Source organism: Flavobacterium sp. UBA5153, from assembly GCA_002413745.1.
In the GTDB taxonomy this organism is placed as follows: domain Bacteria; phylum Bacteroidota; class Bacteroidia; order Flavobacteriales; family Flavobacteriaceae; genus Flavobacterium.
Map to the genome: position 1 here is coordinate 56325 of DHXP01000078.1, position 13758 is coordinate 70082.

The 13758-nt window shown below is 35.5% G+C and carries 14 protein-coding genes and 1 tRNA gene; 10 read left to right on the forward strand and 5 right to left on the reverse strand.

All coding sequences use genetic code 11. The features are described 5' to 3' along the window. Nucleotides 1-207: 207 nt before the first annotated feature. From B2145_RS16535 to B2145_RS16550, 4 genes are all read left to right on the forward strand, one after another. Nucleotides 208-657, forward strand: a complete 450-nt coding sequence (locus tag B2145_RS16535; protein WP_291104766.1) for a GatB/YqeY domain-containing protein — start codon at nt 208-210, stop codon at nt 655-657. A 153-nt stretch (nt 658-810) separates the two neighbouring features. Continuing rightward, nucleotides 811-1056, forward strand: coding sequence for a GIY-YIG nuclease family protein (locus tag B2145_RS16540; protein WP_291104768.1), 246 nt, complete (start codon nt 811-813; stop codon nt 1054-1056). Between the two features lies 1 nt (nt 1057). Beyond that, nucleotides 1058-1131 (forward strand) — tRNA-Arg (locus B2145_RS16545). Nucleotides 1132-1424: 293 nt separating this feature from the next. Next, nucleotides 1425-3647, forward strand: coding sequence for an alpha-galactosidase (locus tag B2145_RS16550; RefSeq protein ID WP_291104770.1), 2223 nt, complete (start codon nt 1425-1427; stop codon nt 3645-3647). A gap of 76 nt (nt 3648-3723) precedes the next feature. Here B2145_RS16550 and rpe read toward each other — a convergent pair whose 3' ends face one another. Then, nucleotides 3724-4386, reverse strand: a complete 663-nt coding sequence (gene rpe / locus B2145_RS16555) for a ribulose-phosphate 3-epimerase (protein ID WP_291104773.1) — start codon at nt 4384-4386, stop codon at nt 3724-3726. Between the two features lie 295 nt (nt 4387-4681). Further along, a complete protein-coding gene (locus B2145_RS16560) occupies nt 4682-5545 on the reverse strand; it encodes a sigma-70 family RNA polymerase sigma factor (protein ID WP_194312649.1) in 864 nt (287 codons plus the stop codon). 143 nt (nt 5546-5688) lie between these two features. Between B2145_RS16560 and B2145_RS16565 the strand changes: the two genes are divergently transcribed. Further along, nucleotides 5689-6312 (forward strand): plasmid pRiA4b ORF-3 family protein, encoded by a 624-nt coding sequence (locus B2145_RS16565; RefSeq protein WP_291104777.1) that lies wholly within the window; start codon nt 5689-5691, stop codon nt 6310-6312. Between the two features lie 71 nt (nt 6313-6383). Here the strand turns inward: B2145_RS16565 and B2145_RS16570 are convergent, their stop codons facing one another. From B2145_RS16570 to B2145_RS16580, 3 genes are all read right to left on the reverse strand, one after another. Further along, nucleotides 6384-8519: a polyribonucleotide nucleotidyltransferase gene (locus B2145_RS16570; protein ID WP_291104780.1), complete on the reverse strand. Its 2136-nt coding sequence runs from the start codon at nt 8517-8519 to the stop codon at nt 6384-6386. Between the two features lie 151 nt (nt 8520-8670). Beyond that, on the reverse strand, nt 8671-8937 hold the full coding sequence (rpsO, locus tag B2145_RS16575) for a 30S ribosomal protein S15 (protein ID WP_291104783.1): 267 nt from the start codon (nt 8935-8937) through the stop codon (nt 8671-8673). A gap of 159 nt (nt 8938-9096) precedes the next feature. Next, on the reverse strand, nt 9097-9552 hold the full coding sequence (locus tag B2145_RS16580; RefSeq protein WP_291104785.1) for a GAF domain-containing protein: 456 nt from the start codon (nt 9550-9552) through the stop codon (nt 9097-9099). Between the two features lie 73 nt (nt 9553-9625). Here B2145_RS16580 and xrtF point away from each other — a divergent pair, with 73 nt between their 5' ends. From xrtF to B2145_RS16605, 5 genes are all read left to right on the forward strand, one after another. Further along, nucleotides 9626-10183: an exosortase family protein XrtF gene (gene xrtF, locus B2145_RS16585; RefSeq protein ID WP_291104787.1), complete on the forward strand. Its 558-nt coding sequence runs from the start codon at nt 9626-9628 to the stop codon at nt 10181-10183. After that, nucleotides 10158-10601, forward strand: a complete 444-nt coding sequence (locus B2145_RS16590; protein WP_291104789.1) for an exosortase F system-associated membrane protein — start codon at nt 10158-10160, stop codon at nt 10599-10601. The genes xrtF and B2145_RS16590 overlap by 26 nt, the downstream gene beginning before the upstream one ends. A 55-nt stretch (nt 10602-10656) precedes the next feature. Then, nucleotides 10657-11487, forward strand: coding sequence for a restriction endonuclease (locus B2145_RS16595; protein ID WP_291104791.1), 831 nt, complete (start codon nt 10657-10659; stop codon nt 11485-11487). Nucleotides 11488-11521: 34 nt separating this feature from the next. Then, complete coding sequence (locus B2145_RS16600; protein WP_291104793.1) at nt 11522-12877, forward strand: MBL fold metallo-hydrolase RNA specificity domain-containing protein; 1356 nt, start codon at nt 11522-11524, stop codon at nt 12875-12877. A 126-nt stretch (nt 12878-13003) separates the two neighbouring features. Next, complete coding sequence (locus B2145_RS16605; protein WP_291104796.1) at nt 13004-13678, forward strand: DedA family protein; 675 nt, start codon at nt 13004-13006, stop codon at nt 13676-13678. The last annotated feature ends 80 nt before the right edge of the window (nt 13679-13758 follow it).

Below are 13758 nucleotides of genomic sequence, written 5' to 3' on the forward strand. Positions count from 1 at the left end.
TCTTTGCAAGGAATTGAGAAGAATGAAGCAGAGCAATATTTTGTTAATCCCGGTAAATTTCTTTAAATTTGCGAGCCTTAATCCAGTTGCACGTTCCAAGCTTTTTTAGAAAATGCTTTTCTCTGCCGTCTGGGGCAATTTTAAAGAGTTCAGTTTTTAAGGGCGAATGGCAAATCTAAAATCAAATATTTAAAATATAAAATTATTATGAGTTTATCAACACAAATTATGGAGGAAATAAAAACCGCCATGAGAGCCAAAGATACCATAGCATTAGAGGCTTTAAGAGCTATTAAATCCGAAATTCTTTTAGCCCAAACAGCAACTGGATCAAAAGAAGAAATCACGGCAGAAGAAGAAATAAAATTGCTTCAAAAATTGGTAAAAACACGTAAGGATAGTGCCAAAATTTTCACGGAACAGAATCGTTTAGATTTAGCTGAACCAGAATTGGCACAAATTGCCGTAATCGAAAAATTCTTACCAGCGCAATTGAGTGAGGCCGAAGTAGAAGCCGTGATTGCAAAAATCATTGCAGAAACTGGCGCGACAGGTATTGCTGCAATGGGAAAAGTTATGGGATTAGCTGCCGCACAATTAGGCGGAACTGCCGAAGGGAAAACCATCTCAACAATTGTTAAGAAACTTTTGACGTAAAAATTAAGGATTTTAGATTTGGGAATTAGGATTTGGGATTTGAGCACAACTTCATAAATCTAAAATCCTAATTCCTAAATCTAAAATCATAAAGGCTGCGTAGTTCAACTGGATACCTGCCGGCAGGCAGGGAATATGAGATTTCGACAATAAATGGAATATTTTATATATATTTTAGAGAGTGAAATTGATGGCAGACTTTATAAAGGTCAGACAAGTGATATAGATAAACGAATAAAAGAACATAATTCAGGTAAGACAAAATCTACCAAAGGTTATAAGCCTTGGAAATTGGTTTATTTTGAAACATTTGAAACAAGAGACGAAGCAGTTCTTCGTGAAAAATATTTTAAAACAGGAAGTGGAAGAGAATTTTTAAAAGGAAAATTAACAAAATAAAGGCTGCGTAGTTCAACTGGATAGAATATCAGATTTCGACTCTGAGGGTTGCAGGTTCGAACCCTGCCGCGGTCACAAAAAAAACCAAAGAGAATTTCTTTGGTTTTTTCATTTACTGCCTTTTTAAATTGGCAATGGTTTCTGTAGGGTTTTGGTTTTAAAGCTAAACTTTCGGAAACGGGAACATCCACGTCAGTTTTCGCTAATTGTTTGGTGTTTTTAGTGGTTATGCCATATAAATATCCATTAAGCAAAATGTTTGTAAAAAATCATTAATTTTATCCATTATTCTAAAAAGAATGCATTTAGTAATTATTTCAATTCTAAAAAAAAAACATTCAAAAAAATAGAGTTTTAAAACAAGAATTATGAAAGAAAAATTGGCGTCCTATTTTAATAAAAAAATCATGTTCCTTTTTAGTTTTATGATTGGTGTCCTCAATTTATCGGGACAAACAGTAACTATTCCCATTGCTACTGCAAACAATGTGTTATTGTTGCAAACCGATAGTAGCAACAGGTTGAGAATCGTTTATTTTGGAAAACCCCTTGAAAATGAAAGTGAATATGCGGCGGTTTCGGCAGGATTTAATTATGATGAATCCAACTCAGGGATTTACAATTCTTCTTATACTCCTTCGGGGACTTGGAATCTGTCTGAACCCGCCATTCAGGTCAAACATGCGGACGGAAATCCTTCTTTGGAACTGAAATATGTGAGCCATAAAAAAGAAAAAATCGATGATAATACTTCCATTACCAGTATCCTTCTGAAAGATCCAATTTATCCGTTTGAGGTTACTTTGTTCTATAAAGTTTGGGCAAAAGAAAATATAATCGAGCAATGGACCGAAATAAAACACAAAGAGAAAAAATCTGTTTTATTGCAAAAATATGCTTCCGCTAATTTGTATTTTGCCAACAAAGATTTCTATCTCACGAGTTTTCAGGGAGAATATCTAAAAGAGATGCAACCCATAGAAACCAAGCTTTTGCAAGGGATAAGAACGGTAGATTCTAAATTAGGAACAAGAGCAATGCTCTTGCAAACGCCTAATTTTATGGTATCATTTGGCAAACCGGCTTCAGAAAATGAAGGGACCGTTTTATTGGGTCAGTTGGCTTGGAGCAGTAACTTTAAACTTGATTTTGAAATTGACTCCCATAAAAATCTTCGGCTAATTGCAGGGATCAATCCATTTGCTTCGGAATATTCACTGGCTCCGAACGAAATCTTCAAAACGCCATCTTTAATCTACGCTTTATCCAATCACGGCACAGGCGAAGCCAGCAGAAATTTACACGATTGGGCAAGAAAATACAGACTCCTTGATGGTCAGGGCGAACGTCTTACTTTGTTGAACAATTGGGAAGCGACCTTTTTTGATTTTGATGAAAACAAAATAAAAGGATTGTTCAAAGACGCAAAAGATTTGGGTGTCGATATGTTTTTACTGGACGATGGTTGGTTTGGTAATAAATATCCAAGAAACAACGATAAGGCAGGACTTGGCGACTGGCAGGAGAATAAAAAGAAACTACCAAGCGGCTTGGGTTATTTGGTAAAAGAAGCGAAAAAAGAAGGTGTGAAATTTGGCATTTGGATAGAACCTGAAATGGTAAACCCCAAAAGTGAGTTATACGAGAAACACCTTGATTGGGTAATACGACAACCGGAAAGACCTGAAGTTTATTATAGAAACCAACTGGTATTGGACTTGTCGAACCCCGAAGTTCAAGATTTCGTTTTTGGAATTGTAGATAATCTATTTGTAAAAAATCCGGAATTGGCATTTATAAAATGGGATTGCAATGCGGTTATTTATAACGCCTATTCTGCTTATCTTAACAAAAAAGGATTGCCACAATCTAATTTGTATGTAGATTATACCCAAGGATTGTATAAAGTGCTCCAACGAATTCGTGCAAAATATCCAAAAGTTCCAATGATGTTGTGTTCTGGTGGCGGTGGTCGTGGCGATTATGAATTTTTGAAGTATTTTACGGAATTTTGGCCAAGTGATGATACCGAGCCTTTAGAAAGAATATTTCTGCAATGGGATTATTCTTATTTCTTCCCTGCTATTTCCACTGACAACCATGTTACTGATTGGGGAAAACAGCCACTTAAATTTAGAGTAGATGTGGCCAGTATGGGCAAATTGGGTTTTGATATTGTAGCTGGAAAACTAGATGAGAATGATAAATTATTTTGCAAACAGGCAATAACAAATTATAACTCATTTAAAGAGATTGTATGGCACGGCGATATGTTCCGTTTAGTCAATCCTCATGAAAATGATATTGCTGCATTGATGTATGTAAATCCGGATAAAAGCAAAGCGATTGTTTTTAACTACTTGGTAAATAATAGGTTTAATAGGACTGCAACGGAGCTACCAGTTGTATTGAATGGATTAAATCCAAAGAAAAAATATACAGTCAAAGAAATTAACTTGTACCCAGGGGTTCCTTCATCAATCGCCTACGATAAAGTTTACACAGGCGATTTTTTGATGAAAGCAGGATTTAATCCTGATGTTAACTTGAGAAGAACAAGTGTTTTGCTGGATATAAATGAAGTTCAGTAGGTCAGAACCCAATAGAAAAGCATAAAAAAGAGGCTGCCCAAAAAGTAATTTTGGGCAGCCTCTTTGATTGATGTTCTTACAGCAATGTTAATTTCTTCAAATCGGCAATGGTTTCTGTTGGATTTGTTGCTTTAAAAACAAAACTCCCGGCAACGAGAACATCGGCTCCAGCTTCTGCTAATTGTTTGGCGTTTTTATTGGTTACGCCGCCGTCAATTTCGATTATTGTTGAAGCACCTTTTTTATTGATTAATGCTTTTAGTTTTCGTACTTTTTCATAGGTGTTTTCAATGAATGATTGTCCGCCAAAACCTGGATTCACACTCATAATCAAAACCATGTCAATGTCATTTATTACATCTTCTAACAAATCGACATTTGTATGAGGATTTAATGCTACGCCAGCTTTCATTCCTTCGGCTTTGATAGCTTGCAGCGTTCTGTGAAGATGCGGACAAGCTTCATAATGAACGCATAAAACATTGGTGCCTAATTCAGCAAAAGTTTTGATATATCTATCAGGATCGACAATCATCAAATGGACATCGATTGTTTTTTTTGCGTGTTTTGCAATGGCAGCCAAAACTGGCATTCCAAATGAAATATTAGGAACAAAAACGCCATCCATAATGTCAATATGAAACCAATCGGCTTCGGAATTGTTTATCATTTCGATGTCGCGTTGCAAATTGGCAAAATCAGCAGCAAGGACTGAAGGTGCAATAATTGTATTTTTCATTGTTTGGTTGTTACGTTGAGATGCACTGCAGTGTATCTTTACAAGTTGTGTTGTTTTTGCAAAAGTAGAATTTTAACCGCAAAGTTTGCAAAGTTTTTCGCAAAGTTCACGAAGAAGAACTTTATGAAGCATAGATTAGACCAAGAATTTCTATTTCTAGTTCCCTTCCCTTTGGGAAGGGTTAGAGATGGGCTAATAAAAAACTCCGGTAATCAGCCGGAGTTTCAATCATCAATCAAAAAACGAACAGTTAATCAGACCGTCGTTACTTGTCCCCCTGAGCGGAGTCGAAGGGTTAACCTAAATAGGTTTTTAATATTTTGCTTCTTGAAGTATGCTTCAATCTGCGGATCGCTTTTTCTTTAATTTGACGAACGCGTTCCCGAGTCAAGTCGAAAGTTTCTCCTATTTCTTCCAATGTCATTGGATGTTGGTCACCAAGACCAAAATACAAACGAACCACATCGGCTTCTCTTGGAGTCAATGTTTCCAATGAGCGCTCAATTTCGGTGCGCAATGATTCTTGAATTAAGTTTCTGTCTGGATTTGGCGATTCCCCGGAACGCAATACATCGTAAAGGTTTGAATCTTCTCCTTCAACAAGTGGCGCATCCATAGAAAGGTGACGACCAGAGTTTTTCATACTTTCTCTTACGTCATTTACTGTCATATCCAATTCTTTGGCAATTTCCTCGGCTGTTGGTGGTCTTTCGTTAGATTGCTCTAACAAAGCATACATTTTGTTAATTTTATTGATGGAACCAATTTTGTTCAATGGCAAACGAACGATACGAGATTGTTCGGCCAAGGCTTGCAAAATAGATTGACGAATCCACCATACGGCATACGAAATGAATTTGAAACCACGTGTCTCATCAAAACGTTGTGCTGCTTTTATAAGACCTAAATTTCCTTCATTAATCAAATCGGGAAGTGTCAAACCTTGATTTTGGTATTGTTTAGCCACCGAAACCACAAAACGTAAATTGGCTTTCGTCAATTTTTCTAGTGCTGCTTGATCACCGGCTTTTATCTTTTGTGCCAATTCTACCTCTTCATCGGCAGTAATCAAATCTACCTTTCCAATTTCCTGTAAATACTTGTCTAATGATGCAGTTTCACGATTGGTTACCTGCTTGGTGATTTTAAGTTGTCTCATGTTTTTGTCTCCTCAATTTTTAAGTGTACGAATGATTATACGTGAGGGGTTGCGAAAAAGTTACAAAAAGGGGTAAAAAAATATTATTTTTCACAAATCCAATAATTTTATTAATTTTGAGATTCATCTAAAATTTTTTTTAAATGCCAAAATTTAAAAACGTACTTCAAATAAAAGTTACATTAAAAAACTTTAAACCCAGTATTTTCAGAACTTTTTATTTCCCTGCCGATAAAGGTTTTCTAGAGCTTCACGCTGCGATTCAAGAAATAATGGGTTGGGACACAGAGCACCTTTTTGCATTTAGAAAAGGAAGAGATTTAGAAATTGGAATATCTTCAAAGGATGATTTTTTTGATTTTAATCACACTATTTTAGACATTTCAAAAACTAAACTCGAAGGCTTTCTTGAAGCTCCCAAAGACACGATTACTTATGAATATGATTTTGGTGACAGTTGGGAACATAAAGTGGAGGTGCAAAAAGTATTTTCAGAAATCGAATTGCCTCAATTACCGTTCTGCATAAAAGGAGCAAATGCTTGCCCAATTGAAGATTGTGGCGGTGTTCGGGGTTATGCTAATATCCTCGAATTAATGGATGACAAAAAACATCCAGATTATGAAGAAATGAATGAGTGGTATGATTTTGAAAATTTAAAACCTTGCCAATTTGACATAGATGAGGTCAATGATCAATTATTGGATTTTAAAGATTGTATAGCTTATCATAAGAGTATTGTCAAGGAAATTAAATCCTCAATATAAAATGAAAAACCCCGTTTCAAATGAATGAAATGGGGTTTCCTATAAAGAACCTTTAGTAAACTAAGATCTGATTACTCTCTTCTTTCCTCACGTGGAGGTCTTGGCAAAAGCGCTTTTCTTGACACTTTTTCTTTGCGTGTTTTTGGATCCATACCAAGGTATTTCACTTGAAAAACATCGCCCATTTTCACTACATCAGAAACGTTTTCGGTGCGTTCCCAAGCTAGTTCAGAAACGTGAAGCAATACTTCATTTCCTGGAGCGGCAAGATATTCTACAACGGCTCCAAAATCAAGCATTTTGATTACTTTGACATCATAAGCTTCTCCCACTTGTGGTTTGAAAGTTAATGAGTCAATTTTGCGTAATACTGCTTCGATTCCGTCAGGATCAGTTCCAAGAATTTCAACAATACCTTGCTCATTTTCTTCGTTGATAACGATGGTTGTTCCGGTAGATTTTTGCAATTCTTGAATCACTTTTCCACCAGGTCCAATCAATGCACCAATAAATTGACCAGGAATAGTTACTTTGATAATTTTCGGAGCATATTTTTTAACCGTTGGTCTTGGCGCAGCCAAAGTTTCGATTATTTTTCCAAGAATATGCAAACGTCCATCACGAGCTTGAGCTAAAGCTGCCTCCATAATGTTGTATGCTAATCCTTCGATTTTGATGTCCATCTGGCAAGCGGTAATTCCGTCAGCAGTTCCAGTTACTTTAAAGTCCATATCTCCCAAGTGATCTTCGTCACCAAGAATATCAGACAATACAGCAAATCTGTCACCTTCTGTAATTAATCCCATTGCAATACCAGAAACGGGTTTGATCATTTGAATACCGGCATCCATCAAAGATAATGTTCCGGCACAAACTGTTGCCATTGAAGATGAACCGTTAGATTCTAATACTTCAGAAACGATACGAATGGTGTAAGGACAATCAGCAGGAATCATATTTTTCAAGGCTCTTTGAGCCAAGTTTCCGTGACCTACTTCTCTTCTTGAAGTTCCTCTTAGAGGTTTTGCTTCACCTGTAGAGAAAGGAGGGAAGTTATAATGCAAATAGAATCTTTCTTCTCCTTGTTGAGATGGAGAATCAATTTGGTTGGCTTCTCTTGAAGTTCCTAAAGTAGTTGTTGCCAATGCTTGAGTTTCTCCTCTAGTAAATAATGCTGAACCGTGAACAGATGGTAAATAACTTACTTCAGCCCAGATCGGTCTGATTTCGGTAGTTTTTCTTCCGTCCAAACGAGAACCTAAATCTAGGATTACGTTACGAACGGCTTCTTTTTGTGCTTTAGAGAAATATTTTCCGATTAAGTCAGCATTTTCAGCCGCTTCTTCTTCAGTAAATAAAGCTTTTACTTCATCTTTTACTAATGAAAACTGCGCTGTTCTTTCTTGTTTTGATGTTCCTAATTTTGCAATAGCATAGCATTTATTATAAGAAGCTGTTTTTACTTTTTCGTAAATGGCTGCATCTTCTCTCTCCTGATCGTAGATTCTCACTTCTTTTTTTCCAAAAGCCGCAACTAATCTTTCTTGAGCAGCAATTTGAAGTTTGATGGCTTCGTGAGCAAATTTAATGGCTTCCACCATTTCTGCTTCCGAGATTTCTTTCATTTCACCTTCTACCATTGCGATAGAATCTTTAGATGCACCAATCATCATATCAATATCAGATGATTCTAATTGAGTGCGACTTGGATTGATGATAAATTTTCCGTCAACTCGTGCAACACGAACTTCTGAAATTAAAGTGGAGAATGGAATATCAGACAATGATAATGCTGCCGAAGCTGCCAATCCTGCCAAAGCATCCGGCATCACGTTTTCGTCATGGGACATTAACTGAATCATAACTTGTGTTTCGGCGTGATAATCCTTTGGAAAAAGCGGACGCAAAACACGATCCACTAATCTCATTGTCAAAACTTCGCTGTCGCTAGGTCTTGCTTCTCTTTTGAAAAAACCACCTGGGAAACGTCCTGCTGCAGCAAATTTCTCGCGATAATCTAATGTTAAAGGCAAGAAATCAACTCCTGGTGTTGCTTTTCGGGCAGATACTACTGTTGCAAGCAACATAGCATCTCCCATTTGTACTACTACTGAACCGTCAGCCTGTTTGGCTAATTTTCCGGTCTCGATTGAGATGCTTCTGCCATCTCCTAAATCGATTACTTCTCTTGAAACTTTTGGAATCATAATTTTTTTTTGTGATTAAACAATGGGTTCTAGTTGTGTTGTAGTTGTCGTTGTGCGTAGTTAATGCCTAAAACCCAATGAAAAACCAAACTTTTTTTGTAAAAAATGTATTAAAACAAAAAGAGGCACTTTCGCACCTCTTTACTATTGACTATTTTCTGATATTCAATACTTTGATAATCTCACGATATCTGTTGATTTCTGTTTTCTTCAAGTAATCCAACAAAGATCTTCTTTTACCTACCAACAAAACTAGTGAACGCTCTGTGTTATAATCGTGACGATTTTTTTTCAAATGCTCAGTTAAGTGGCTAATTCTGAAAGTGAATAAAGCGATTTGTGCTTCTGACTTTCCTGTGTTTGTTACTTCTCCGTGTTTAGCGAAGATTTCTTCTTTAACTTCTTTAGTTAAGTACATTCCAATATTATTTAAATGATTTTTATGTATGTCCTACATCTATTGCAAGACGGCTGCAAAGGTAATTTTTATTTTTGAAATTGCAAACGAATGGGGTCATAAGTTTGCAAGGCTATGGGTTTAGGGTTAAACTTTTAAACCCATAACTTAAAAAAATCACTAAAATAACTTGGCGATTTCACCATTCACAAACTCCAAAAATCGTTCGTCGGCTGCTGTAAAAGGATCTAAAACGTGACTGTCAATGTCAATTTGTCCAATGTTTTTGCCATTTACGAATAAAGGAACCACGATTTCTGACTTCACCGTGAAACTGCAAGCGATATAATTGTCTTGTGCGGCTACATCTGGAACAACAAAATTCTCGTTAGAAACCGCGACTTGTCCGCAAATGCCTTTTCCAAAAGGAATTACAGTGTGGTCTGTGGGTGCGCCTACATAAGGACCAAGGAGTAACTCTTCTTTTTCGCCGTTGCGAAAATAAAAACCAACCCAGTTATAATAACCAACTGAGTTTTTGAGAAGTTCGCAAATTTTTAAAAGTTTTTCTTCTTTTGAAATCACTAAATTTGAAGTAATTTCGGTTACTTTTGGTTTTAATTCTTCGAAAGTCATAGTCGCAAATTTTTATGCAAAAGTATTTAAATGTGGCTGTCTAATTTTATATAAATTTGTTAAAAATTCAATTTTGAAAAAGTATTTAATCCTCTACAAACCATTTCTCCTGTTTTTAGGGAAGTTTTTGTTGACTTATTTACTTTTGACATTTGTTTATGAAAGTTACCTTGGTCAATTTGATGTCAAGAAATTTGAAGATGACGGGTTTACCCAATTAGTGGCCAAACAATCTAAAGATTTGTTGGTTTTTTTTAATTACGATGCCAATATTGCGACAAATGCAAACGAGCCAGGCATAAATTTATTCTATAATCAAAAAATTATGGCCCGAATTATCGAAGGCTGTAATGGTTTGAGTGTAATCATTTTGTTTATTTCATTTGTAATTGCATTTTCAGGAAAAATAAAACCAACTATTTTATTTATAATTGGCGGGAGTTTGCTCATTCATATTCTGAATGTTTTTCGAATCGCACTTTTGTGTATTTTAATGTATTATTTCCCTAGACAAGAACACCTTTTGCATGGGGTATTTTTTCCGTTGTTTATCTATGGAGTGGTTTTCGTGTTGTGGATTATTTGGGTCAATAAATTTTCAAAATATGCTACGAAAACTATTCAATCATAAAGTCAGAATTGCCTTGGCGATGCTTCTTGTTGTCTTATTAGCTTTGGTTCGGGCTTATGAAGACGTTTTGTTTTATGACCCTTTTTTGAATTATTTCAAGACCGATTATTATAATTTGCCATTACCAGAAATCGACAATCTTCAATTATTTTTCGGTTTGTTTTCCAGATATTTTCTGAATACGACACTATCTTTAGGTGTAATTTATGTCTTGTTTAAAGATTTTGAAGCTGTCAAATTCGCTTCTATATTGTATCTGTTGTTTTTCATAATCCTTGTTATTACCTTCTTTTTCGTGCTTTCTTTTTTTGGCGAAGCCAATAAAATGACCTTGTTTTACATTCGGAGGTTTCTCATTCAACCTATTTTTTTATTGTTATTTCTTCCAGCATTTTATTACCAAAAGCAAACCAAGTAATTTTATCGTACCTTTAGTTTTCCATTTGATTTGATAACAGTTAAATCACGAACTAATGAAAATAGTTAAACATTCTGGAAATATTGTTGATTATGACCCAACAAAACTCAAACACTCCCTCTTGAAATCCGGCGCAAGCCAATTAACGGCATCAGCCATTTTGAATACTATTGAAAAGGAAATCTATGAAGGAATTTCCACCAAACAAATCTATAAGATGGCTTTTGGTTTATTAAAAAAAGTTTCTAGTTCTCATGCTGCCCGATATAATTTAAAAGAAGCCATCAGATTATTGGGTCCGGCAGGGTTTTTCTTCGAAAAATATATCGCCCGCCTTTTTTCATCGGAAAAACACGAAACCAAAATCAATTTGATTTTACAAGGCAAATGCGTTTCACATGAAATAGACGTTTTAATCAAAAAAAACAATGTCATTGCCATGATTGAATGTAAATTTCATTTAGGAAAAGATGCCAATTCTGATGTTAAGGTTCCCATGTATATTTTATCTCGGTTTAATGATTTGAAAGAAAATCGACATATTATTTTCGAGACGAATGATGTTATTTCCAAGTGCTGGATAGTTACAAATAATCGATTTACGACTGATGCCATTGATTTTGCGAAATGTTCAAGCCTGAATTTATTAAGTTGGAATTATCCTGAAAACAATAATTTAAAAACCAAAAACGACTCCAGTCACCTCTATCCGGTTACATGTCTTACTACTTTGTCCCTTGCCGAAAAAGATAAATTATTAGTGCTGGACGTGATTTTGGTAAGAGAGCTAATTAATAATTCTGAACGTTTGGAACAAATTGGATTGAATACCAATAGAATAAAAAACGTACTGAAAGAAGCGTCAGAACTGTGTGAATATATTTAGAAACGATTTTTTATTAATTTAAAATGAAACTCAGATGAAAATTAAATTTATTGGCGGAGCTGGTACCGTTACCGGTTCAAAAACATTAGTTGAAAGCAATGGTGTCAGGATTTTGATAGATTGCGGGCAATTCCAAGGTATTAAGCCTTTGCGGGAACTCAATTGGGAACCATTGCCCATTTTACCTTCGACAATAGATTTTGTGTTGCTGACCCACGGTCATTTGGATCATTGCGGCTGGTTGCCAAGATTAGTAAGCCAAGGTTTTAAAGGAAAAATTTATTGTACCAGCCCAACAAAAGATATTGCCAAACTTATTCTTTTGGATAGTGCCAAAATTCAGGAAGAAGAAGCGGATAGAGCCAATAAGGAGAAGTATTCCAAACACGAAATTGCCGAACCACTTTATACCGTGAAACAAGCCGAACAAGTTTTTCCGCTTTTTAGAGTGATTAAAACCAATGAACAAATTCCTTTGGATGCTGAAATTTCTGCTGTTTTCACCAATGCTGGACACATCATTGGCGCTTGTAGTATCGAATTAAATTTGGAAAACAAAATCTTGGTTTTTTCAGGGGACATAGGCCGTGATAATGATGTGTTAATGTATCCGCCAACCAAACCCCAAAAGGCCGATTACATATTTCTGGAAAGTACCTATGGAAATCGTCTTCATCCCAATACAGATGCTAAAGCGGAACTCGAGATGTACATCAACAATACGGTTCAAAGAGGCGGTACAATCATCATTCCGAGTTTTGCCGTAGAGCGTGCGCAAACAGTCATGTATTTGCTGTGGCAGCTCAAAGAGGAAGGAAAAATTCCTAATATTCCGTATATAATTGATACGCCAATGGGAATTAGTGCGTTGGATCTTTTTTCCAAAAACAGAAAATGGCATAAATTACCGGAACAGCATTATGTAGGAATGTGCAAAATGTTTTCAATGATTTCTGATTATCAAGAAACCATTGAAACCATTTATGACAAACAACCAAAAGTGGTTATTGCGGCCAGCGGAATGATTACTGGTGGAAGGGTTTTGAGTTATTTAGAACGTTATATCGGCTTGCCGGAAACTACGGTAATCATCATTGGCTACCAAGCTGAAGGAACGCGTGGTAGAAAATTATTGGAAGGTGCCAAAGAAACTAAAATATACGGGAAATATTATGAAGTAAAAGCTAATGTTTTAGAAATCGAAGGGTTGTCTGCCCACGGTGACCAAAAAGATTTGCTCAATTGGCTTTCTGTTTTAGAAAATAAACCGACTAAAGTGTTCTTGGTTCATGGCGAAAATCAACCAGCTGATGAGCTTCGAATAAAAATTACTGAAAAATACCATTTTGATTGCACCGTTCCTTTGATGGGGCAAGAGTTTGATTTATGAAAAATGAAGGTGGAAATTTAAATTGTATTAAATATTTATTAAATATTTAGAAATGCCTTGCCTTGATAGTGCAGTTTTGCCAAATTATAATTACTTTCACAACCAAAAATTTTTTAAAATAGTTTTATGCATAATTTTGACTGGAAGCAATTAGTAAACCCAGAGTTCTATATTTTATTGGAATTTGGTGGAATTAAAATAGGATTGTTTGTTTTGCTTTTTATAATTTTTGCCGAAACAGGCTTGTTTGCCGGATTTTTTCTGCCTGGAGATAGTTTGTTGTTTTTGGCAGGTATTTATAGTGAATTATTGACACGACAAATATCAATGAGCAATGACTTGGCTAATGTAGTTTTATTGTCTTCATTAGTTTCTTTGGCAGGTGTTTTCGGTAATGCGGTTGGATATTGGTTTGGAGTAAAAGGAGGCACTTATCTTTATAGAAAGGAAGATACTTTTTGGTTTAAGGAAAAGTACCTTTTGCAATCCAGGGATTTTTTCGAAAAGTATGGGGGAAAAGCAATTGTTTTCGCGCGATTTTTGCCCATTTTCAGAACTTTTGCACCTATAGTTGCCGGAATTGCTGGAATGGATAAAAAGAAATTTATGTTTTATAATATTGTGAGTTCCGTTCTTTGGTCTTTCAGCTTGATTCTTGCAGGGCATTATTTATCAGCTCTGTTTTTGGAAAAATTCAACATCGATTTAAAAAGTCATATAGAATACATTGTTATTGTCATTGTTCTAATCACAACTGTTCCTGTCTTATGGAAGCTTTTGAAAAAAAGAGTGCATATATAAAATAAAAACTTGATAAACATAAAAAAATCCGAAGCTATAAACTTCGGATTTTTTTTACATTATATTTTTCGACTTTTGAC